The 22,277-nt window shown below is 56.3% G+C and carries 19 protein-coding genes and 1 tRNA gene; 12 read left to right on the plus strand and 8 right to left on the minus strand.

The window, feature by feature from the left end:
- Positions 1-63: 63 nt before the first annotated feature.
- The 5 genes from ACOTW6_RS03865 to folD all read right to left on the minus strand — a co-directional run bounded on the left by ACOTW6_RS03865 (position 64) and on the right by folD (position 4,628).
- A complete protein-coding gene (locus ACOTW6_RS03865; protein ID WP_160177112.1) occupies positions 64-591 on the minus strand; it encodes a metal-dependent hydrolase in 528 nt (175 codons plus the stop codon).
- A 73-nt stretch (positions 592-664) separates the two neighbouring features.
- Positions 665-1,681: a Mal regulon transcriptional regulator MalI gene (gene malI, locus ACOTW6_RS03870; protein WP_023296051.1), complete on the minus strand. Its 1,017-nt coding sequence runs from the start codon at positions 1,679-1,681 to the stop codon at positions 665-667.
- Between the two features lie 83 nt (positions 1,682-1,764).
- Positions 1,765-3,264, minus strand: a complete 1,500-nt coding sequence (locus ACOTW6_RS03875) for a PTS transporter subunit EIIC (protein ID WP_421766232.1) — start codon at positions 3,262-3,264, stop codon at positions 1,765-1,767.
- Between the two features lie 282 nt (positions 3,265-3,546).
- Positions 3,547-3,759: a ribosome-associated protein YbcJ gene (ybcJ, locus tag ACOTW6_RS03880; protein WP_017694378.1), complete on the minus strand. Its 213-nt coding sequence runs from the start codon at positions 3,757-3,759 to the stop codon at positions 3,547-3,549.
- Positions 3,760-3,761: 2 nt separating this feature from the next.
- A complete protein-coding gene (gene folD, locus ACOTW6_RS03885; RefSeq protein ID WP_006809817.1) occupies positions 3,762-4,628 on the minus strand; it encodes a bifunctional methylenetetrahydrofolate dehydrogenase/methenyltetrahydrofolate cyclohydrolase FolD in 867 nt (288 codons plus the stop codon).
- A gap of 310 nt (positions 4,629-4,938) precedes the next feature.
- Between folD and fimA the strand changes: the two genes are divergently transcribed.
- The 6 genes from fimA (at position 4,939) to sfmF (ending at position 10,945) form a co-directional block, all read left to right on the plus strand.
- A complete protein-coding gene (gene fimA / locus ACOTW6_RS03890) occupies positions 4,939-5,502 on the plus strand; it encodes a type 1 fimbrial major subunit FimA (protein ID WP_003858911.1) in 564 nt (187 codons plus the stop codon).
- 69 nt (positions 5,503-5,571) lie between these two features.
- Positions 5,572-6,114, plus strand: a complete 543-nt coding sequence (gene fimI / locus ACOTW6_RS03895; RefSeq protein ID WP_213788931.1) for a type 1 fimbrial protein subunit FimI — start codon at positions 5,572-5,574, stop codon at positions 6,112-6,114.
- 34 nt (positions 6,115-6,148) lie between these two features.
- Positions 6,149-6,841 carry a type 1 fimbria chaperone FimC gene (fimC, locus tag ACOTW6_RS03900; RefSeq protein WP_015571222.1) on the plus strand — a complete coding sequence of 231 codons (693 nt, stop codon included), beginning with the start codon at positions 6,149-6,151 and terminating at the stop codon, positions 6,839-6,841.
- A 14-nt stretch (positions 6,842-6,855) separates the two neighbouring features.
- The gene (locus tag ACOTW6_RS03905) at positions 6,856-9,414 is read left to right on the plus strand and encodes a fimbrial biogenesis usher protein (RefSeq protein ID WP_213788930.1); all 2,559 of its coding nucleotides are present in this window, start codon (positions 6,856-6,858) and stop codon (positions 9,412-9,414) included.
- Positions 9,407-10,414 (plus strand): type 1 fimbria D-mannose specific adhesin FimH, encoded by a 1,008-nt coding sequence (gene fimH / locus ACOTW6_RS03910; protein ID WP_017383238.1) that lies wholly within the window; start codon positions 9,407-9,409, stop codon positions 10,412-10,414. Before ACOTW6_RS03905 ends, fimH begins: the two co-directional genes overlap by 8 nt.
- A gap of 9 nt (positions 10,415-10,423) precedes the next feature.
- A complete protein-coding gene (gene sfmF, locus ACOTW6_RS03915; RefSeq protein ID WP_023296055.1) occupies positions 10,424-10,945 on the plus strand; it encodes a fimbria assembly protein in 522 nt (173 codons plus the stop codon).
- A 50-nt stretch (positions 10,946-10,995) separates the two neighbouring features.
- Here the strand turns inward: sfmF and fimZ are convergent, their stop codons facing one another.
- The 3 genes from fimZ to ACOTW6_RS03930 all read right to left on the minus strand — a co-directional run bounded on the left by fimZ (position 10,996) and on the right by ACOTW6_RS03930 (position 13,841).
- Positions 10,996-11,628 (minus strand): fimbria biosynthesis transcriptional regulator FimZ, encoded by a 633-nt coding sequence (gene fimZ / locus ACOTW6_RS03920; protein WP_003858901.1) that lies wholly within the window; start codon positions 11,626-11,628, stop codon positions 10,996-10,998.
- A gap of 809 nt (positions 11,629-12,437) precedes the next feature.
- Positions 12,438-13,154 carry a helix-turn-helix transcriptional regulator gene (locus tag ACOTW6_RS03925; protein WP_062932263.1) on the minus strand — a complete coding sequence of 239 codons (717 nt, stop codon included), beginning with the start codon at positions 13,152-13,154 and terminating at the stop codon, positions 12,438-12,440.
- A 24-nt stretch (positions 13,155-13,178) separates the two neighbouring features.
- On the minus strand, positions 13,179-13,841 hold the full coding sequence (locus ACOTW6_RS03930) for an EAL domain-containing protein (RefSeq protein ID WP_213788929.1): 663 nt from the start codon (positions 13,839-13,841) through the stop codon (positions 13,179-13,181).
- A gap of 303 nt (positions 13,842-14,144) precedes the next feature.
- Between ACOTW6_RS03930 and ACOTW6_RS03935 the strand changes: the two genes are divergently transcribed.
- From ACOTW6_RS03935 to ACOTW6_RS03960, 6 genes are all read left to right on the plus strand, one after another.
- Positions 14,145-14,221, plus strand: a tRNA-Arg gene (locus ACOTW6_RS03935).
- Between the two features lie 225 nt (positions 14,222-14,446).
- Positions 14,447-14,722: a DUF1471 family periplasmic protein YahO gene (gene yahO, locus ACOTW6_RS03940; protein ID WP_015571217.1), complete on the plus strand. Its 276-nt coding sequence runs from the start codon at positions 14,447-14,449 to the stop codon at positions 14,720-14,722.
- Positions 14,723-14,923: 201 nt separating this feature from the next.
- Positions 14,924-17,107 carry a TonB-dependent receptor gene (locus ACOTW6_RS03945; RefSeq protein ID WP_090279560.1) on the plus strand — a complete coding sequence of 728 codons (2,184 nt, stop codon included), beginning with the start codon at positions 14,924-14,926 and terminating at the stop codon, positions 17,105-17,107.
- Positions 17,108-17,234: 127 nt separating this feature from the next.
- On the plus strand, positions 17,235-19,208 hold the full coding sequence (locus ACOTW6_RS03950) for a PhoX family protein (protein ID WP_213788928.1): 1,974 nt from the start codon (positions 17,235-17,237) through the stop codon (positions 19,206-19,208).
- Positions 19,209-19,310: 102 nt separating this feature from the next.
- Complete coding sequence (gene pheP, locus ACOTW6_RS03955) at positions 19,311-20,696, plus strand: phenylalanine transporter (RefSeq protein WP_126490112.1); 1,386 nt, start codon at positions 19,311-19,313, stop codon at positions 20,694-20,696.
- Positions 20,697-21,027: 331 nt separating this feature from the next.
- On the plus strand, positions 21,028-22,263 hold the full coding sequence (locus ACOTW6_RS03960; RefSeq protein ID WP_213788927.1) for an MFS transporter: 1,236 nt from the start codon (positions 21,028-21,030) through the stop codon (positions 22,261-22,263).
- The last annotated feature ends 14 nt before the right edge of the window (positions 22,264-22,277 follow it).

The raw sequence follows: 22,277 nt of genomic DNA on the forward strand, positions 1-22,277 counted from the left end.
GCAGGGAGAGGGAATTGTTAGGTTTTCTCCCTCTCCCCGTGGGAGAGGGCCGGGGTGAGGGCATCAGCGCGCACGTTTTCGCCACCACAGCAACCCCATCAGCACCATCCCCGGCAGCCACACCCACAGCAGTTCTGAAATGATTACCTGATGCCCGTACGGCGTGGTATAGCGCGACAGCGCAAACGGCGCGACCTTGATCACCTGCCACGGCGCAAAGAAGCGCTCATCTGACCACGGCCACAGCCAGCCGACGCCTTTCCCGCCGGTGGTGATCGAATCCAGCAGGCTGTGCGACAGCAGCGACACGGTTAAAAACAGCCAGCAGCGCGTCAGGCTGGCCCTGAACCATCGTCGACCTGCCAGCACGCAGAGTATCGGCACCACCAGGGCAAACAGTAGCGAATGAGTGAAACCGCGGTGGCCGAAAATATTCCCGTAGGCAACACCGAATTTAAACGCCAGTACGTCGGCATCGGGCAGCATGGCGAGGACGATCCCGGCAAACAGCAGGCGGGGTGGGATGACTTTAGTTCCGAGTCCTAAGCCCAGACACAGAGGTACGGCAGCGTGGGTGATAACGGTAGGCATTGCATTTATCCATGGCAAATCATGGGAATATAGCAGCAGATCCGCCGCAGCAAACCTGTGCTAAATTCTGATTTTACGCCGATTCCCGCGCGATAAGCTGCCCGGAGAGGGTAATGCGCTGCGTTTGCAGATCCGGCTCTTTCAGCCTGCGGATCATCAGCCCTGCCGCCTGGCGGCCGGTCTCTTCGCTGGCAGACGAAACGTAAGTCAGTGACGGCGACGTGAGATTAACGTGGAGCATATCTTCAAAACCAATCAGTGCCACCTGCTGGGTTAAAAACACGTCTTTACCCACCGTGCGCCCCACCTGGTGAATACCAGAGATTGAACCGATCATCGCGTCCGGTGAATGGCAGAGCAGGGCGGTAATCGTGTTGTTCTTCTCCAGCAGCTGACGAGTCGCCATGGCCGCCGCCTGCGTGTCATCGGTGCAGGCGGGAGAATATTCCTCACGCCAGACCAGGCCGTTCTGCGTCATCGCGCTGCGAAAACCAAGCAGGCGCTGCTCGCGGATACGGCACCCGTCGCGCCCGCCAATGTAGGCGATGTTGCGGTGCCCGCGCTCGATAAGATAACGCGCGGCCAGGTTCGCCGCCTGGCGGTTATCGCGCATCACCAGGTTGCATTTCTCTTCCAGCAATGACTGCGAAACCGCCACAAGCGGCAGTGGGCAGTGGCGAATGTGTTCCGGGAGAGAGGCGGCGCGGGTGTCCGACGCCAGGTAGATGACGCCCGCCACGCCCTGCTGCTTAAATGAGAGCAGGGTACGCTCAAGATGTTCGCCGTCGTTCAGCGGCTGACCGAGAAAAACCATATAACCCTGCTTCTCCAGCTCCTGAACGATGCTCGCCATCACCTTGATGGAAAAGCTGTCGCTGAAGTCGCGCAGGATCAGGCCGATTAAGTTGGAGGTGTTGGCGCGAAGGTTGGCAGCGGCGACGTTATGAACATAGCCCAGCGTTGTGATGGCGGCATTGACCTTCCCGATCGTCGCCTCTGAGATTTTCCCTTTCTGGCGCAGCACCAGCGAAACGGTAGAAACCGACACGCCCGCATGCTTTGCGACATCAATAATGCTGACTTTCTTCAAAACCGCTCCCTGAAATTTCCCGATTATCAGCCAGATAAGAGGCGTTCCCCAGCGTACAGGAGACGCCTCCTTCAGGCATCTTATTATTTGCCAATCATGGTGGACATGGTCTGGGCGATAAACTGTGCTCTGGCCCCGAAAATCACCTGTATTCCGTTATCACCCACGAACACCACGCCGCGCGCGCCAAGCCCGTTCAGCCCGTCCCGGTCCACCGCTTCGCTCCTCGCCACTTCCAGACGCAGACGCGTGATGCAGGAGCCGACGGAATCAATGTTCTGCGCACCGCCCAGCAGGCCGATGATTTCGGTGGCAAGTTCGGAATCGGACTTGTCATTCGCGCTGGCGGTCACTTCGGTGCGGCCCGGCGTTTTCACGTCGAAACGGCGGATCACGAAGCGGAAGGTGAAGTAGTAGATCAACGCCATCGGAATGCCGATGATAACGGCGCTCAGGAAGTTGGTCTGATAGCCGTTAAACGACGGCAGGATCCCGAACGACAGGTAGTCGATAAAGCCCGCCGAGAACGATTTGGCGATATGCGCATGCAGCAGGTACATGGTCATGTACGCCAGCCCCGCCATGATGGCGTTGAAAACGTAGAGAATAGGAGCCACGAAGATAAAGGTGAACTCCACCGGCTCGGTGATGCCCGTCAGGAAGCAGGTGAGCGCCGCAGAGAACAGAATACCGGCCGCGATTTTCTTATTCTTCGTGTGCGCTTCGTGGTACATCGCCAGACACGCCGCGGGCAGTGCGAACAGCATCAGCGGGAACTCGCCCTGCATGAATTTCCCGGCGTTCTGGTAGGTGTCGCTGCTGAAGGATTTCACTCCTTCTTCCAGCATCTTGAACCAGATGGTCTGGTCGCCGTGGATCACCTGGCCCGCCTGGGTGGTGTAATCCCCGAACGAATACCAGAAGGAGGGATACCAGATATGGTGCAGGCCGAGCGGGATCAACGCGCGCTCCACCAGCCCGAAGATAAAGGTCGAGGCCGCCTGGTTATCGCCATTCACCACCACGGACAGGGCGTCGATGCCGGACTGAATATGCTGCCAGACGTACGGCAGCAGCAGGCCGAGCAGGAACGACAGAAACGCCGTCGCAATCGCTACAAAGCGCTTGCCGGAGAAGAAGCCGAGGAATTCCGGCAGCTGCATGGTGTGGAAGCGGTTGTAGCACCAGGCCGCAAGAATACCGCAGATCAGGCCGCCAAAGACGCCCATCTGCAACGTCGGAATGCCGACGACCATGGCGTATTTCCCGCCCTGAGAGGCCATTTCCGGCGTAATGCTCAGCACGGTGCTGATGGTGATGTTAGTGACAAACACGGAGACCGCCGCAGAGAGTGCGGCAATGCCGGATTCCGAAGCCAGACCGACGGCAGAGCCGATGGCGAACAGCATCGGCAGGTTATCAAAGATAACCCCGCCTGCGTTCATCATCAGCGGCAGGTGGAACTTATCGCCGAAAGCCAGCAGCAGGCCCGCAGCGGGAAGCAGTGAAATTGGCAGCATTAAGGCGCGACCAATCATCGATAACTTAGACAGCGATTTAACAAACCCTGATTTCAGGCTCATGCTGATTTCCCCCGAGTAGCGCTTTTTTCGCGCTGTTATTGTAAGTAGAACGTTTTAGTAGAACGTTCTACTTATCGTGGGGAAAGTCTGAAAATCGCGCAACTTAATTTTCACATTTCGCCAGAGGGAATAGTGATTATTTGAAGTTGATCGATAATTAACCGTGATGGGTGTGAGGGGATTGTGAGAGAAATTGCCGGGTGGCGGCTTCGCCTTACCCGGCCTACAAACGGAGACCGTACGTAGGCCCGGTAAGCGCAGCGCCACCGGGCATCAGACAGCTTACGCCGTCACGGTCACGCTCTGTCCTGCAAAGCTCACGGTCTGACCCGCGACAATTTTGCAGCGCTTGCGGGTTTCCACCGCGCCGTCTACTTTTACCTGCCCGTCGGCGATGACGATCTTCGCCTGCGCACCGCTTTCGCTCCAGCCTTCCAGCTTCAGCAGATCGCACAGCTCAACGTGCGGATGTTTACCTAAAGAAAAAGTTGCCATGATTACGCGTCCTCTACGTCGTGATACTCCTCGCACGCCTGCAAGGTATTCTGAATCAGTGTTGCGACCGTCATCGGGCCTACGCCGCCCGGAACCGGAGTGATATAGGATGCGCGCGCTGCGGCATCTTCATACACCACGTCGCCGACCACTTTGCCGTTTTCCAGGCGGTTAATACCGACGTCCACGACGATTGCGCCCTCTTTGATCCACTCGCCCGGAATAAAGCCCGGCTTGCCGACCGCAACGATCAGCAGATCGGCGTTTTCGACGTGGTGACGCAGGTTTTTGGTGAAGCGGTGGGTAACGGTGGTGGTGCAGCCCGCCAGCAGCAGCTCCATGCTCATCGGACGGCCCACGATGTTGGAGGCGCCAATTACCACGGCGTTGAGGCCGTAGGTATCGATGTTATAACGCTCCAGCAGCGTCACGATACCGCGCGGGGTACACGGACGCAGGCGCGGCGCGCGCTGGCACAGGCGGCCCACGTTATACGGATGGAAACCGTCAACGTCTTTGTCCGGCGCGATGCGCTCCAGCACCTTCACGTTGTCGATGCCCGCAGGCAGCGGCAGCTGAACCAGGATGCCGTCGATCTCTTTATCGGCATTCAGGGTGTCGATCAGTTCCAGCAGTTCCGCTTCGCTGGTGGTTTCCGGCAGATCGTAAGAGCGGGAGACGAACCCCACCTCTTCACACGCTTTGCGTTTGCTGCCGACATAAATTTGCGAAGCCGGGTTGCTGCCAACCAGCACAACGGCCAGCCCGGGGGCGCGAAATCCGGCGGCTTTACGCGCCTTCACTTTTTCCGCAACCTCAGAGCGCACCTGCTGCGCAATCGTTTTACCGTCAATAATCTTTGCTGCCATCAGAGAGAAGATTCCGTCTGTAACGTTAGAAAGGGGGGATTGCCTGTATTTTGTCAGAAGCGAGCGCCGCTGTCAGTCACCCTTTACGAGATTTCATCGATGGCCTGCAAAACCCCTTCTCAGGGCATGGTCAATTTCTTAGAGGCGATTAGGATGTGACCTGGCAAAATGGCAGCGTTTTGACATATTACGAAATAGATTCCTGAGCTACTTTGTCCTCTCCGAAATAAGCCTTCAATTTTTTAATTGAACGTATTTCTTATTCCCGAATATGCGCGGGAAGGGTTATTTACATTTTAAAGGAATAGACATGAAACTCAGCAACATTGCTTCTACTGTTATTGCAACTCTGGCACTGGTCGCGGGTGCCGCTCACGCAGAAGATCCGGTAGCGCCTGTATCTGTAAACGGTGGTACGGTGCATTTTAAAGGTGAATTAGTGAATGCCGCGTGTTCAGTGAATACTGACTCTTCAGAGCAGACGGTTAATCTTGGCCAGTACCGTACCGCGAAATTCACTAAAGTGGGTGACACCACCTCCAATATTCCGTTCACGATCGAACTGAACGACTGCGATCCTGCGGTAGCGAAAACCGCTGCTGTCGCGTTTACCGGCCAGATCGACGCCACCGACAAAACGCTGCTGGCGGTAAGCTCCGGTAACAACGACAACTCCGCGAAGGGCGTAGGTATTGAGATCCTCGACAGCAAATCCTCCACGCTGACCCCGGATGGCGCCACCTTCTCTGCGGCGCAGAACCTGATTGAAGGGACTAACACCCTGAACTTCACCGCGCGCTATAAAGCCACGGCGGCGACCACCGAGCCGGGCCAGGCAAACGCGGACGCAACATTCGTAATGAAATACGAGTAATGCCTGAGTACAGGGATGTGGCTGGCCTCAGGGAAGAGGTCTTTTGATCGCCTATACCGGGAGCGAAGGATGACAAGGACTGGGATACTGCTGTGCGCCCTTGCGATTGCCCCAGCGGTAAACGCACATACCGTGGTCATTGACGGCGGCAAAGTACACCTCAAGGGAGAGCTGGTTAACGGCGGCTGCGCCGTGGCTCCGGACAGCCAGAATATGCGCGTGGATATGGGGCAATACCGCACAAACGCCTTTTCCGGCGTCGGCAGCTTTTCCACGGTTAATGTGCCTTTCACCGTGCGTCTGCTGGATTGCAGCGTGGACGTCTCCCGCACCGTAGGGATCCAGTTCCAGGGAGTGACACCGGCAGAAGACCCGCAGGTTTTCCTGGCGACATCGCGGCCGGGGGAAAATGCGGTAAGCAGTGGTGTCGGGCTGGCGCTTTTTGACGAACAGCAACGTCAGATTATCCCGAACGCGACGGCGGTGAGCTGGTTACCCATTAACACCCGAGAGCTGGTATTTCATTTCAGCGCCCGCTACCGGGCAATTTCCGAACACCTTGTACCAGGCACTATTCAGTCGAATGTCTGGTTTACGTTGATTTATCCCTGACGCCTGCGAACTAATTATTAAAGGTACGGTTGTGATGAACACCCTGATTAAACCTGGACTGTTTTTAGCTTTTATTTTGATGATGGTTTCTGCCAGCGCGAATGCGTCCGGCGGAATTGCGCTGGGCGCGACGCGCGTTATTTATCCGGCCGATGCCAAACAAACGTCGCTGGCGATCACCAACAGCAATAAACAAGAGCGCTATTTAATTAACGCGTGGATAGAAAATGCCAACGGGCAAAAGGAAAAAACCTTTGCCGTCACGCCGCCGCTGTTTGTCAGCGAGCCGGCCAGCGAAAACACCCTGCGCATTATCTACGCAGGCCCGGCGCTGCCTGCCGATCGCGAATCACTCTTTTACATGAACGTCAAAGCGATTCCCTCCGTCAGCAAAAAACATCAGGACGGCAACAACGTCCTGCAACTGGCTATTCTGTCACGTATCAAGCTGTTTGTTCGCCCGGCTAACCTGGCGATGCCGCCGGAAGAGGCGCTCTCACAGCTGCGTTTTGAGCGCGTCGGCAACCATCTTAAGGTGAGCAATGCCTCGCCGTATTACGTCACGCTGGTCAATCTGAAGCTCGGCGGTCAGACGCTGGATAACCTGATGGTTGCTCCTAAAAGCTCGGCGCAGCAGGTGCTGCCTGCCGCCGCGAGCGGCACGCTCTCCTGGCAGAGTGTGAATGACTATGGCGCCATTACGCCGGCGCGTAGCGTCAGCCTGTGAGCAGAGACAGGGCGATGAACACTCAATGGCGTTACTGCCCGGTTGCGCTGGCACTGATGGCAACGCTCTGGCCACTCGCTGGCTGGGGCGAAAGCTACTTTAACCCGGCGTTTCTCTCCGATGACACGGCGAACGTGGCGGATTTGTCGCGTTTTGAAAAAGGCCACCAGCAGGCACCGGGCGTCTATCGCGTCGATATCTGGCGTAACGATGAGTTTATCGGCACGCAGGACGTGCGGTTTGAGCAAGCCGACAACACGCCGCCGGTCGCGGGCGGTTTGTCGCCGTGTATAACGCGCGCGATGCTCGATCGCTTTGGCGTCAATATCGCCGCCTTCCCGGAACTGAGCAACGTGCAGGGTGATACCTGCGTTCCGCTCACCACGGCGATTCCGGGTAGCGAAACGGCGTTCAACTTCGCCTCGTTGCGCCTGAACGTCAGCCTGCCTCAGGTGGCGATGCAAAACAGCGCCCGCGGGTATATTCCGCCTGAACAGTGGGATGAAGGCATCCCCGCCGCGCTGCTGAACTACAGCTTTACCGGCAACCGGGGCAGCGACGACGACAGCTACTATCTGAACCTGCAAAGCGGATTGAACTATGGCGCCTGGCGATTACGCAATAACGGCGCGTGGCGGTATACCGAAAGCAACGGCCAGCGGCACAGCAGCTGGCAAAATATTGGTACCTGGGCACAGCGTACGATCATCCCGCTGAAAAGCGAGCTGGTGCTGGGTGACAGCAACACCGGTAACGATGTCTTCGACAGCGTCGGCTTTCGCGGTGGTCGCCTCTATTCGTCCGACAGTATGTACCCGGACAGCCTGCAAGGCTACGCGCCTACCGTGCGCGGAATCGCCCGCACCCCCGCCAAAGTGGTGATCCGCCAGAACGGATACGTAATTTACCAGAGCTACGTGCAGCCGGGGGCTTTTGCGATAACTGATCTTAACCCGACCTCCTCAAGCGGTGACCTGGAGGTGACGGTGGAAGAGAAGGACGGCAGCCAGCAGCGCTACACCGTCCCGTATTCCACCGTTCCGCTGCTCCAGCGTGAAGGGCGCTGGAAATACGATCTGGTGGCAGGGGACTATCGCAGCGGCAACAGCGAGCAGGACACGCCGTTCTTTACTCAGGGTACGATGATTGCGGGCCTTGCCGACGGCTACACGCTGTACGGCGGAACGCAGCTGGCCTCGCGCTATACCGCCATCGCCATTGGCGCGGGTAAAAACCTCGGTGACTGGGGGGCGGTTTCACTTGACCTCACCCATGCCCGCAGCCAGCTTGCCGATGACAGCCGCCATGAAGGGCAGTCCCTGCGGTTCCTGTACGCAAAATCCCTTAACGGATTCGGCACCAACTTCCAGCTGCTGGGCTATCGCTACTCGACCAAAGGCTTCTACACCCTCGACGATGTGGCCTGGCGCACAATGGAAGGCTACCAGTATGGCGACGATCAGGACGATGACGGCGTGCCGGACGTGCAGAGCTATCACAACCTGACGCTGAATAAAAAAGGGCGTTTCCAGCTCAATATCTCCCAGTCTCTCGGCGATTACGGCTCGGTGTACGTGTCGGGCAGCCAGCAAAGTTACTGGGGCACCAGCGAATCCAACGTCTGGTATCAGCTCGGCTACGCGGGCGGGGTGAAAGGGGTCAGCTACGCCTTATCCTGGTCGTGGAACAAGGCCGTCGGCATTGATGGAACCGACCGGATCGCCTCGTTCAACGTCTCCGTCCCGTTCAGCCTGTTTACCCGTCACGGCTACCGTCGCGATAACGCCATCGACCGGGCCTATGCCACGGCTTCAGCCAGCCGTAACAGCGACGGTGATACCAGCTGGCAGACCGGGATCAGCGGAACGCTGCTCCAGGATCGTAACCTGAACTACAGCGTCACGCAGGGTCACACCAGCAATAACGGTGCCAGCGGCAGCGCCAGCGCCAACTGGCAGGCGAAGTACGGCACGCTGGGCGTGGGCTACAACTACGCCCGGGATCAGCACGACCTCAACTGGCAGCTCTCCGGCGGCGTGGTAGGGCATTCAGACGGCATCACATTCAGCCAGCCGCTGGGCGATACCAACGTCTTGATCAAAGCGCCGGGCGCGTCAGGCGTGAGCGTCGAAAACCAGACCGGCGTCAAAACAGACTGGCGTGGCTATGCGGTGATGCCGTACGCCACGGTGTACCGTTACAACCGCGTGGCGCTCGACACCAACACCATGAGCAACAACACCGACATTGAAAATAACGTTTCCAGCGTCGTACCGACGAACGGTGCGCTGGTGCGCGCCAGTTTTGACACCCGCATCGGCGTGCGTGCGCTGCTCACCGTGAAGCGTGATAACCAGCCTGTACCGTTTGGGGCGGTGGTGCGTGAGACGCAGAGCGGCGTAACCAGCATGGTGGGAGATGACGGTCAGATTTACCTGAGCGGGCTGCCGCTGAGCGGGGAACTGCTGATTCAGTGGGGAGACGGGAAGCAGTCCCAGTGTCGTGCGCCCTACAGCCTGCCAGAACAGAGCCTGCAACAGGCGATCACACTTAAGGGGATCCGCTGTGAATAAAATCCATTATCTGGGGCTATCCCTGCTGGCGTTTTTGCCGCTATCTGAGGCGTTCGCCACGGTCTGCGTCAATGAAAATGGCGTGCCGACGGAGGTGTATTACGACCTGACGGATAAATTCAACAGTTCCAATAACCAGGTGGGGCAGATAGTCACGCTCAGCGAGAAGTCCCAGTGGGTGGGCGTCAACGCCGTCTGCCCTAAGGGAACGTCCGGGAACACCACCAAGCGCAGCTATGTTACCGATTTCCCTGTTACGGGCACCAGCGATGGCTACCAGTATCTGAAGCTAAACGACTATCTGGACGGGGCGATGAAAATCACCGACAGCTACGCTGGCACGTTTTATCCGCCCAAAAGCTACATTCAGATGGGGAGCCACCCGAATGTGTCTAAAAACAAACCGTTTGGCGTACAGGATTCCAGCCTCGTCTTCCGGCTTAAAGTGACCCGACGCTTTATCAATATGGTGGTGATCCCCCGGGCGACCATGTTCCGGGTTTACGTCACCACGACCTCCTCGGATCCGCTCACCACGCCGGTTTATACCATCAGCTACAGCGGGACCATACAGGTGCCTCAGAGCTGCGAAATTAATGCCGGGAATGTGGTGGAGTTCGATTTCGGGGACATTGGCGCCTCCCTGTTCAGTAAAGCGGGCATCGGGAATAAGCCGGAGGGGATCTCAGCGCAAAGCAAAACCATCGGCATCAAATGCACCAACGTCGAGGCGAACGCCATGCTCACGATGCGTGTTGAAGCGGAGAAGGTTTCAGGCAGTACGCTGGTTTCCGATAACGCGGATGTGGGTTTTGTGATTGCCAACAGTAATGGCGTGCCGCTGACGCCCAACAACCTGACCAGCAAAATCCCGTTCCGTCTGGACGACAGCGCTCAGGCGCAGGTGGGGATCCGCGCGTGGCCCGTCAGCGTAACCGGTAAAAAACCTGCCGAGGGGCGTTTTACCTCTCGCGGCTATTTACGCGTCGACTACGACTAAGGAGCAGGTATGCGAAACGGAATGCGGTATTTAGCCGTCGCGCTCTTTGCGCTTTGCTCCCCTGCACACGCAGAGACGGCGCTTGGGGAAATTAACATTCAGCTTTACGGCAATATCGTGGATTTTACCTGCGTGGCGGAGGGGGACGACAGCAATAAAACCGTCACGCTCGGCACCTGGCCCACGAAACAGCTTCGCACAACGGGGAGCCGGACGCAGCCTGTACCGTTCACCCTGAAGCTGACCGGATGCCCGCCGGGGGCGGCTTCGGTCACATTTACGGGGAAGATGGACGGGCATGATAACAGCCTGCTGGCGCTGAATGACGCCAGCGCGGCCAGCAACGTGGCCGTGGAGATCCTCGACCGGGATAAAACGCGCCTCGCGTTGCAGCAGGCCAGCCAGACGGTGGCGGTGGATGCGCAGGGAAATGCCGAACTGTCGTTTTATGCCAATTATATCGCCACGGCGGATAACCCGCAGCCGGGCCGGGCTGACGCCGATGCAACGTTCATGATTAATTATAATTAATCGTATCCACTCTCCCTGTAACGGTTATATGTTGCAGGGAGAGGGAGGGATTACAGTAATTCGTGCGCTTTCGCGTAATCAATTAATTCAACGATACTTTGCACACCCAGCTTGGAAAAGATATTAGACTTATGGGCGCTAATTGTTTTGTTGCTAAGTAATAATTGATCCGCAATCTCCTTATTAGATAATCCGTTCGCCAGATATCGCAGAACCGTCACTTCACGATTCGATAATGGCATATCCACAGCGGCGCCCGTCCGCGAGCCCAGATGGTTTATAAAACTCAATGTTTCTGAGGGGAAGAAAGAATAGCCCGTCAGGATCATTTCCACCGCGTTATAAATTTCCCCCAGATCTTTTCGCTTACTGACAAAACCATTTGCCCCGGCGCGGATGGCGCGTCCTGCGTAGAAGGCTTCAGATTTCGAAGAGAGGAAAAGAACCTTAATGTCTTTATTTAAGTTCCTGATTCTTTTCAGCAATACAAACCCATCCGTGCCCGTCATTTCAATATCGAGAATGACCAGATCAATGGGGTGGTTGCGTATACAGTCAAGCACTTCGTGGCTGTCGCCTGACTTCAGTTTGACCTGGATGTTTTTATTTTTCTGTAGCAGGACTTCTATCGACATTCTGACGATAGGGTGTTCGTCCATAATGATAACGGATGCCGGTTTCATTTTTTATGCCTCAGATTGTTAAAAGCGTTATGCTGAGTTTTGTTAAAACTCTCGAAAAGCCGGAAGGATAATTGCGCAGATCCTTGTACGGTAAATGTCCCTGGGAAGAGCGAAAGCATCCTTGTTTACGTAGTGGTGATATCAATGCCTCAGCGCAGTTATCTCATAAGGCTGGTTATGGCAAAATGATTTTTCTTATTAGTGTGTCAAACACGTCTTATTATACCGTTTAAGTATTGTCCGAAAAGCCTGTAAATTAATATCCATATATTGCTGATTATTATGTTCTGGATCTGAATCACTAACTTTTTAAAATTAGCAAAAATGTCCTGATATTGCATTTACCACACACTTTCATCTTTATGTAATAACAAAAAATAAACGATCTTACTGTATGTTGATCAAATGTTAACAATACACAGACTATGACAGCCTGCATTCCGCCTGTTCGCCCTCCCTGAAATCCGCCATTTCGTGCGTTATCTCCCCGTTTCAAACGTCTCATGGCAAATTGCCGATCCCAACAACAGAACAGCACTATCTGCTGTTTTCTTCACCTCTCATCGCATTCTTTTACAGGTGAATCGCTTGTTTTTACACCATTATCATCCTGTTAACGGAAGCGCCAGAACCTTAACGCATGGATAAAATCACTCTCGTTGAGCGTACCGGCAGCATTTCGCATGGTTTAAGGTCAGGAATTAGGAATAGTTATAAAATCGAAAGTTTTGTTAAAAAACACAAAAATTTAACATATATCCTAAGTAATTTCCTAAAGGTCTTTAGGAATTAAGTAGTTACTGAATACGTTAATACGTGAAATCTGAGAGGTTGTTGAGAAGATGTAGCAACTCATGACGATGGTTCAGCCCAAGTTTCGCCAGGATGCAGCTGAGACGGTAAATAATGCGGCTGTAGGGGCGGTTCTGTAACTGCGCGATCTGACGCAGGGAGCGACCCTGGGACAGCGCCTGTAAGATCGGCCATTCATCCCGTGAAAACCACTCTTTGCGGTTGCCGACGGGGGCCGGTGCTGCCAGCAAGGTTTGTTGCATAGCCAGCGCCGTTAGCTGGCGTTCAAGAACATGAAAAGGGCCAGCCGCTTTACAAAACAGGCGTGCATCATAATCATCGGCGCGGACGAGCAGGTAGGGTGTCAGGTAGGGGGCGAACAGGCTGTGGCGGCGTAATCGGTCCAGCAGGTCAATGAGCGGCGAGGCGCGGCTCTCAATGTCGACGACCAGACGCGATGAAGGCCAGTGATTTAAATCACTGAGGGCGGCATCCAGCGTGGAATAGTCGCAGCAATTGCTCAGGGGCGACTGCCCGCTCAGAAAACCGGAACGGAAATAATTATCCTGTGTGACCAGAATGATAAAGGGAGCATCGGTTTTGCGGGTCTGGTTGATTGACTGGCTCAAATATTCGAGACGATCAAAAAATGGGAGAGCAAAAGGCGAGTGCGTAGAACCCAGTGAATCACTTCCTGTCCGACGACGCCGGTAACGGCGTACTGTCATTCGCATAGCTTCCCTCTTGGCGATGACCGTTCAGTCCTCCTGCCATCTCCAGGATGGCCAATAATATCCCTGACCGAAGCGCGCGCCAGCATGAAGCGCGCATATACGGTCCCTTTCTGTTTCAATGCCTTCAATAAGCACATTCGCAGCAATTTTTGAACAAAGGGTGACCAGCTGTGTCAGCGCCGGTGTTGCACGTAAACGCCAGAAAGCGATCTTATCGATTTTTATTCCGCTTAACGGCAGGCGGCAGGATAAAAATGCGTGCCCTGACGCTTCATCAATATCATCCAGCCAGATCCGGTGTCCCCGCGCGGTCAACTGCTGAAGCGCACAACTCACCCTCAGACGCGCCGGGTCTGAGAGTGTAAAGAACGAGTCAGGCTCCACGAGTTCAATGTTCAGCGGTGGGCTGTTAAGTTGCAGTAAACGCTGGAACATTTCCGGTATGGTCAGAACGGTTATCGGCAAATTTATGAAAAGGTTGTCACAGGGGAAGGGGTTTTTTAACGCGGCGATCTGTGCTTCCAGCAGCATAAGCGCCCGGGCGGCTGACCAGCCCTGGAAAAAGCTTTCGCTTTGCTGATGCGGCGACAGCACGCTGAGCACTTCGGCCCCCACCGTTCGTGAAGAGGAGAGGGCGACAATGGGTTCAAGCTTAATGCCTGTAATGTCGTGTGAGATGTGCTGCACGCACGAGGGGAAACCTGTCTGCTCTGACGCTGTCACTCCGTCGTCCTGTTCACTTCCAGCCTCCAGGTGGCCGGGATACCGCAGGACAGTGTGAAGGTGAAGTGAACAGGAAAACAGCAGGCGTTACTTAAAAGCGGCTAAGCCTTTTCGCAGCCCGTAAAAGAGGGATAAATGTTGAAAAAACAGCCGTATTTACAATCATCTAGTCATTATCGCCAGAGAAGGCGGAAAAGGCATTGACTCACTACGCATTGACCGTATAATTCCAGGCGTTTCACCACCGCGAAGTACACTCTTCTCCGTGCGCCCTTAGCTCAGTTGGATAGAGCAACGGCCTTCTAAGCCGTAGGTCGTAGGTTCGAATCCTACAGGGCGTGCCATTAATTTTCACAGATTGCCGCCCGCGCGACGCCCTGCTGATTTTCTCCATGAAACACCCCTCGCGAAAGTAGCGTTAACGCACATTTTTCACAGCACAATTGACTGTTATAACAGTATTTTTCTTACGCTGTGGCAATTTTGTTATTCCTCTACCATGCTCATATCACCTCACTCTCACTCGTGGGGCTTTTTGTAGTTGCTGATTAATCTCAAGGAAAAAGGTTATGAAAAAAACGACTGCTATTTTGATGGGCGCTGCATTTCTGTTTACCACCAATACCTTTGCGGCTGAACTGCTGACGAAGAACGAGTTTGAGAAAGTTGAATCACAGTATGAAAAAATCGGTACGGTTAGCACTTCCAATGAAGTCTCGGTAGACGACGCGAAAAAAGAGCTGATCGAGAAAGCCGATAAAGAAGGTGCTGATGTGCTGGTGCTGACTTCCGGCAACACCAACAACAAAATTCACGGTACCGCCGATATTTTCAAGAAAAAATAATGCCTTAGCAACCACCCCTGTTTCGGGGTGGTTGCGCGCCGTATCTCCCCCTCAACATTGTTTCTTGCCGCTTCTCACTCAGAGAGGCCCGTTGACACTTGATTACGTATACATAATGCGTATAGTTCTCATTTGCATTTCTTTTAATAACATTTAAGGCCCGACAACGGGTCATTTTTGCGCGCACGTTAAGAGCTCATTATGAACAACACCACAATGCACAAAACGCTGCTGGCGATTGCCATCGGCGCGGTAACCCACTCCGCTTTTGCGGCGGATGAGAAAAAAGAGGACACCATCGTCGTCCAGTCCACCGCGGGGAGTGATTTCAAACCCGGCGGCGACCAGCTGGTGCCCGCCTTCCTTGACGGGCAGGTGGCGAACGGCGGACGAATGGGGATGCTCGGTCAGCAGAACGCCATGGACGTGCCGTTCAACATCATCAGCTACACCTCGAAGCTGGTGGAAGATCAGCAGGCAAAAACCATTGCTGACGTGGTTGCCAACGACGCGGGCGTACAATTTGTTCAGGGTTACGGCAACAGCGCGGAAACCTTCCGCATTCGCGGCCTGAAGTTTGACGGCGACGATATGACCTTTGGCGGATTGTCCGGCGTGCTGCCGCGTCAGGTGGTGGATGCCCAGATGGTTGACCGCATTGAGATCTTCAAAGGGGCCAACTCGCTGATGAACGGCGCCGCAAGCTCCGGCGTGGGCGGGATGATCAACCTTGAGCCTAAACACGCGGGCGACACCCCGCAGGCGAAAGTGGGCGTCGACTACACCTCGGATTCCCAGATTGGCACCACGCTGGATGCGGGTCGTCGCTTTGGTGATAACGACCAGTTTGGCGCGCGCGTGAACCTCGTGCATCGCGAAGGCGAAACCGGCGTGCCGAACGACCGCCGCCGCACCACGCTGCTCTCCACCGGCCTGGATTACAAAGGCGACCGCTTCCGCACCTCGCTGGACCTGGGCTACCAGAAAAAAACCTTCCACGGCAGCCCGACCAGCGTCAACATCTCGGCGGTGGACTTTGTGCCTGAACCGCCGAAGAACGATCGCAACTTCTCGCAGAAGTGGGCCTACAGCGATATCGAAAACGAGTTCGGGATGTGGCGCAGCGAGTACGACATCACCGATAGCTGGACGGCGTATACCGGTCTCGGCGCGCAGCACGCGCACGAAGAAGGGATCTACAGCGCGCCGAAGCTCCTCGATAAGAGCGGTAATGCGACGGTCAGCCGCCTTGATACCAACCGCATCAGCGATTCCGTCAGCGGCATGGCGGGCATTCGCGGTAACTTCACTACCGGCTTCGTCTCGCATAAGGTGAACGTCGGGTATTCGGCGATGACCAAAAACGAAAAAATCGCGTGGAAGATGTCGGCTGCGGCGGATAACCCAACCACCAATATCTACCACAACACCGGCGTGGCTATGCCGGACAGCAGCAACTTCAGCGGCTCAGGCGGCAAATACAGCGATCCGCTGACCAGCGGGCGCACCCGCACGCAGGGCTGGCTGCTGAGTGATACCCTGGGCGTGCTGGATGACAGGCTGCTGTTCACCGCAGGCGCACGTCATCAGAAAGTTGTCATCCGTGGGTACAACAAAATCACCGGCGCGGAAAACGACGCGGACGGTTTCGACGGCAGCCGCTGGATGCCAACCTACGGCGTAGTCTATAAACCGTGGGAGGAAATTTCCCTCTACGCCAACCACACCGAGGCGTTACAGCCCGGTGAAACTGCGCCGAACACTGCTACTAACTACGGCCAGAGCACCGGTATCGTGCACTCTAAGCAGAACGAAGTGGGCGTAAAGGCGGACTTTGGCCGCGTGGGCGGCTCCCTGGCGCTGTTTGAGATCAAAATGCCGTCGGCGATCCTTGACGACAGCGGTCACTACGGCCTGGATGCAGAACAGCGTAACCGCGGCGTGGAGCTGAACGTCTTCGGCGAGCCCATGCTCGGGATGCGCCTGAATGCCAGCGCCACCTGGTTGCAGGCTGAGCTGACCAAAACCAAAAACGGCGTCAATCAGGGCAACGATGCGATCGGTATTCCGAGCTTCTACGCCGTGCTGGGCGCAGAGTACGACATCAAGCCGATTGAAGGTCTGACGGCGACCGCGCGCGTTAACCACTCCGGCACGCAGTATGCCGATCTTGCGAACACCAAAAAGCTGGACAGCTACACCACGCTGGATCTGGGCATGCGCTATCGCTTCGCGGTGAACCACAATGAAAACCAGATGACCGTGCGGGCTGGCATCGACAACGTGACCAACGAGAACTACTGGTCAAGCGTGGACGATTCCGGTACTTACATCACTCAGGGCGAGCCGCGTACCTTTAAGGTCTCGGTTGGCTACGAGTTCTAAGCGTTCCACCTCGTTATCCGGGGCAGGGACGCCCCAATCCCTTCGTTGTCGTGTTATAAAATTGTAATAAAAGCTTCTTACACTGGTCGCCACATCCTTACCTCTTGGCCAATGACAGGAAGCCGCTATGGGCAGACCCCTCAAATCCGTATTTAAAAAAGAACATCGCGACGATATCAGCAACCGCAGCGCTAACCCGGTATTCTCCGAGGTGGCAGAGGTGTTCCTCTCCCGCCGCCGTTTTCTCCAGATGGGGGCCGTAGCGGGGGCCGCCGTATCATTCCCGTATCTGATCACACCCGAAAATGCCATTGCCGCGGTATCGAAGCCTTCCGCGCTGGCAAAAGCGGTTTCCCTGGGCTTTACCAGCATCGACGTCTCTACGGAAGACACGGTCAGGGTGCCGGAAGGCTATATTGCCCGCCCGTTCTATCGCTGGGGTGATCCGACGGGGATTAAAGACAACATGCCGGCCTTTAAGCCGGACGCCAGCAATACCACAGACGAACAGGCTGTGCAGGCGGGTATGCACCACGACGGCATGGCGTGGTTTAGCCTGCCGCAGGGGGCGCAAAACCCGGAGCATGGCCTGCTGGCGCTGAACCATGAATACATCGATAACGGGATGCTGTTTACCGACGGTACGGCGAACTGGAGCCTCGACAAAGCCCGCAAGGGGCAGAACGCGATGGGCGTGTCGGTGGTGGAAGTGAAAAAAACGGGCAGCGGCTGGGAGGTGGTGCGTCCGTCTTCCTTCGCCCGGCGTATTACCGTCAATACGCCGATGCAGCTTACCGGCCCGGCGCGGCATCAGGACTTAATGAAAACCGCCGCCGACCCGCAGGGGGAACGCGTGCTGGGCACCATGCAGAACTGCGCCAACGGTCACACGCCGTGGGGCACCTATCTCACCTGCGAGGAGAACTGGTCGGACATTTTTGTGAAAAAAGCCGATCTCAATCCGCTGGAAAAACGCTACGGCATCAGCGACAGCGATGAGTCCTACCGCTGGAACGAGGTGGATGAGCGGTTCAGCGTCGATAAAACCCCTAACGAACCCAACCGTTTCGGCTGGGTGGTGGAGATCGATCCCTACAACCCGACCTCCACGCCGCGCAAGCACACCGCGCTGGGCCGCTTCAAGCATGAGGGGGCCGCCGTCACGCTCGCCGCCGATAATCGCGTGGTGGTCTACATGGGCGACGACCAGAAGTTTGAGTACATCTATAAGTTTGTCTCCGACAAAAAATACGATCCCGCGAACCGGGAAGCCAATATGCAGCTGCTGACGTCCGGCACGCTGTACGTCGCCAGGTTCAACCAGGACGGGAGCGGCGACTGGCTGCCGCTGATCTTTGGGCAAAATGGCCTGGATAAAAGCAACGGGTTTGAAAGCCAGGGCGATCTGCTGATCAAAACCCGCCTGGCGGCCGACGCGGTGGGGGCGACGAAAATGGATCGTCCGGAGTGGATTGCCGTCGATCCGCACGCCAGCGGCAGCGTCTACTGTACGCTCACCAACAACAGCGATCGCGGGAAGGAGGGCAAGGCGCCGGTCGATGCCGCTAACCCGCGCGCCAACAACGTGTTTGGGCACATCATGCACTGGCACGAAGAGGGCGCCGATCCTGCCGCCGCACGCTTTAAGTGGGATATTCTGGTTATGGCCGGGCGTACCGACGGCGACGATCCGAAGGCCAAAGGCTCCATGCAGGGCGCGGCATTCGGTAGCCCGGATGGGTTGTCGTTCGATCACCAGGGCGTCCTGTGGATCCAGACCGACGTCTCCTCCAGCACCATCAATAAGAAAGCGTACGAGGGGATGGGCAATAACCAGATGGTCGCCACCATTCCGGGCACCAACGAGTATCGCCGTTTTCTGACCGGGCCGCGCGGATGTGAAATCACCGGCATTGCGTTTACGCCGGACAACCGGACGCTGTTTATCAACATTCAGCATCCGGGGGAGGGCGGGGATGATATTACCGACCCGGCCAATCCGCGCGCTGTTTCCAACTGGCCAGATGCCAGCCCGAACGGGCGTCCGCGATCGTCAACGGTGGTGATTACCAAAGCGGACGGCGGGCTCATCGGGTCGTGACGTTTATCCGCCGGGCGCATGCGCTGGCCCGGCGTTAAGCTTGCTACCACCAGCATGAAGTGTTAAAACGTGCCCCTTCTAAAAAAGAGACAGGGGTAGGGCGTGAAAGACGCGTCATCCGCTTCAGGCCATGGTAGCGCTGAAGCTTCGTCGGATCAGAGTCCGACGCTGCAACGTGGTTTGCAAAATCGACATATTCAGTTAATTGCCCTTGGCGGCGCGATCGGTACCGGGCTGTTTCTCGGCATCGGCCCCGCCATCCAAATGGCTGGCCCGGCGGTTCTGCTGGGTTACGCTCTCGCCGGGATTATCGCCTTCCTGATCATGCGCCAGCTCGGCGAGATGGTCGTTGAAGAGCCGGTGTCTGGCTCCTTCGCACATTTTGCCTATAAATACTGGGGGCCGTTCGCAGGTTTCCTCTCCGGCTGGAACTACTGGGTGATGTTCGTGCTGGTGGGCATGGCAGAGCTGACCGCCGCTGGCATCTATATGCAGTACTGGCTTCCGGACGTGCCGACGTGGATTTGGGCCGCGGCCTTCTTCATCATCATTAACGCCGTTAACCTTGTGAACGTGCGCCTGTATGGCGAGACCGAGTTCTGGTTTGCGCTGATCAAGGTGCTGGCGATTATTGGCATGATCGGCTTTGGCCTGTGGCTGCTGTTCTCCGGTCACGGCGGCGAGCGCGCAAGCATCGACAACCTGTGGCAGCACGGCGGCTTTCTGGCGACCGGCTGGAAAGGGCTGATCCTGTCCCTGGCGGTGATCATGTTCTCCTTCGGCGGGCTGGAGCTGATTGGCATCACCGCGGCTGAAGCACGCGATCCGCACAAAAGCATTCCGAAAGCGGTCAACCAGGTGGTGTACCGTATCCTGCTGTTCTATATCGGCTCGCTGGTGGTGCTGCTGGCGCTCTATCCGTGGGTAGAAGTGAAATCTGACAGCAGCCCGTTCGTGATGATTTTCCACGATTTGAACAGTAACGTGGTGGCTTCGGCGCTCAACTTCGTCATTCTCGTGGCGTCATTATCGGTTTACAACAGCGGGGTTTACTCCAACAGCCGCATGCTGTTTGGCCTCTCCGTACAGGGCAACGCGCCGAAGTTCCTCACCCGCGTCAGCCGTCGCGGCGTGCCGATCAATTCGTTGTTCCTTTCTGGCGCTATCACCTCGCTGGTGGTGCTGATTAACTATCTGCTGCCGAAAGAGGCGTTTGGCCTGCTGATGGCGCTGGTTGTCGCCACGCTGCTGCTGAACTGGATCATGATCTGCCTGGCGCACCTGCGCTTCCGCGCGGCAATGCGCCGCAAAGGGCGCGAGACCCAGTTTAAAGCGCTGCTCTATCCGGCGGGGAACTACCTCTGTATCGCCTTCCTCGGCCTGATTCTGGTGCTGATGTGCACCATGGATGAGATGCGCCTGTCAGCGATGCTGCTGCCGGTGTGGGTGGTGTTCCTGTTTGTCGCGTTTAAGCTTTCACGAAGGTAAAAGCAAAACGGCAACCTGGTTGCCGTTTTTAGTGTTTGCACCCTCTCCCTGTGGGAGAGGGCCGGGGTGAGGGCACCAGACCGCACCAAACCAGACCGCACCACACTGCCCGCCTTCACGCCCGGTGGCGCTGCGCTTACCGGGCCTACATGTTCGGGGACGTTATTTAGTAGGCCGGGTAAGGCGCAGCCGTCACCCGGCACCTCCCCTTCACCTTTATCGTGACTCCCCTCCCAATTCTGTTCCGATCCACAGGATCTTTATTTTGTAATCGATTACTTTTCATTTGAACGAATTTGTAATCGATTACTTTTTCCGGGTGAGGCTTATCATGGTGTCAACTGAGAGTAGTGAAAAGGCGATAACGCAGCACCGGCTGCTGGTGCCGCGTCTGTCGCTGATGATGTTTCTGCAATTTTTTATCTGGGGTAGCTGGTCTGTCACGCTTGGCCTGGTGATGACCCGGCACAACATGTCTTTGCTGATTGGCGACGCGTTCTCTGCCGGGCCTATCGCTTCCATTCTTTCGCCGTTCGTGCTCGGGATGCTGGTGGACCGCTTCTTCGCCTCGCAGAAGGTGATGGCGGTGATGCACCTCGCAGGCGCGGCGATCCTCTGGTTCGTGCCGGGGGCGCTGATTGCCGAGAACGGCGCGCTGCTGATTGGCCTGCTGTTTGGCTACACGCTCTGCTATATGCCGACGCTGGCGCTGACCAACAACATCGCGTTTCACAGCCTGGCGAACGTGGATAAAACCTTCCCGGTAGTGCGCGTGTTCGGCACCATCGGCTGGATCGCGGCGGGTATTTTCATCGGCGTCACCGGCGTGGCGTCCAGCGTCACCATCTTCCAGGTGGCGGCGATAAGCTCCGTGCTGCTGGCGGTCTACAGCCTGACGCTGCCACACACGCCCGCCCCGGCAAAAGGCCTGCCGGTAAAGGTGCGGGATCTCTTCTGCGCGGACGCCTTCGCGCTGCTTAAAACCCGCCACTTCTTCGTCTTCTCCGTCTGCGCGATGCTGATCTCCGTCCCGCTCGGCACCTACTACGCCTACACCGCCTCGTATCTGGCGGATGCCGGGATTGCCGACGTCAGCACCGCCATGTCCTTCGGGCAGATGTCTGAGATCGTCTTCATGCTGATTATCCCTCTGCTGTTCCGCCGCCTGGGCGTGAAATATATGCTGCTGATCGGCATGCTGGCGTGGTTTGTACGTTATGCCATGTTCGCGCTGGGCGTCAGCGAGGAGGGGCGCATTCTGCTGTATCTCGGCATTCTGCTCCACGGCGTCTGCTACGATTTCTTCTTTGTCGTCGGCTTTATCTATACCGACCGCGTGGCGGGCGAAAAGGTCAAAGGTCAGGCCCAGAGCATGATCGTGATGTTCACCTACGGCATCGGCATGCTGCTCGGCTCGCAGATTTCCGGCGCGCTCTACAACCGTCTGGTGGCAGGGCAGACCGTGCCGCAGGCGTGGGTCACATTCTGGTGGATCCCGGCGGTGGCTGCCGCGGCGATCGCGCTGATTTTCCTTATCACGTTTAAGTATGACGATGACAAGGCGTAACGTTCTGGAGGTGG

Source organism: Enterobacter cloacae complex sp. IR5403 (assembly GCF_049238705.1).
Taxonomy (GTDB): domain Bacteria; phylum Pseudomonadota; class Gammaproteobacteria; order Enterobacterales; family Enterobacteriaceae; genus Enterobacter; species Enterobacter hormaechei_C.

Bases quoted from the DNA above. Each gene is read 5' to 3' on its own strand.
- sfmF (WP_023296055.1), top strand. From the start codon at position 10,424: ATGCGAAACGGAATGCGGTATTTAGCCGTCGCGCTCTTTGCGCTTTGC.
- folD (WP_006809817.1), bottom strand. From the start codon at position 4,628: ATGGCAGCAAAGATTATTGACGGTAAAACGATTGCGCAGCAGGTGCGC.
- ACOTW6_RS03950 (WP_213788928.1), top strand. From the start codon at position 17,235: ATGGGCAGACCCCTCAAATCCGTATTTAAAAAAGAACATCGCGACGAT.
- fimC (WP_015571222.1), top strand. From the start codon at position 6,149: ATGAACACCCTGATTAAACCTGGACTGTTTTTAGCTTTTATTTTGATG.
- fimZ (WP_003858901.1), bottom strand. From the start codon at position 11,628: ATGAAACCGGCATCCGTTATCATTATGGACGAACACCCTATCGTCAGA.
- fimA (WP_003858911.1), top strand. From the start codon at position 4,939: ATGAAACTCAGCAACATTGCTTCTACTGTTATTGCAACTCTGGCACTG.
- ACOTW6_RS03865 (WP_160177112.1), bottom strand. From the start codon at position 591: ATGCCTACCGTTATCACCCACGCTGCCGTACCTCTGTGTCTGGGCTTA.
- fimI (WP_213788931.1), top strand. From the start codon at position 5,572: ATGACAAGGACTGGGATACTGCTGTGCGCCCTTGCGATTGCCCCAGCG.
- ybcJ (WP_017694378.1), bottom strand. From the start codon at position 3,759: ATGGCAACTTTTTCTTTAGGTAAACATCCGCACGTTGAGCTGTGCGAT.
- yahO (WP_015571217.1), top strand. From the start codon at position 14,447: ATGAAAAAAACGACTGCTATTTTGATGGGCGCTGCATTTCTGTTTACC.
- ACOTW6_RS03875 (WP_421766232.1), bottom strand. From the start codon at position 3,264: ATGAGCCTGAAATCAGGGTTTGTTAAATCGCTGTCTAAGTTATCGATG.
- ACOTW6_RS03945 (WP_090279560.1), top strand. From the start codon at position 14,924: ATGAACAACACCACAATGCACAAAACGCTGCTGGCGATTGCCATCGGC.
- ACOTW6_RS03925 (WP_062932263.1), bottom strand. From the start codon at position 13,154: ATGCGAATGACAGTACGCCGTTACCGGCGTCGTCGGACAGGAAGTGAT.
- ACOTW6_RS03905 (WP_213788930.1), top strand. From the start codon at position 6,856: ATGAACACTCAATGGCGTTACTGCCCGGTTGCGCTGGCACTGATGGCA.
- ACOTW6_RS03960 (WP_213788927.1), top strand. From the start codon at position 21,028: ATGGTGTCAACTGAGAGTAGTGAAAAGGCGATAACGCAGCACCGGCTG.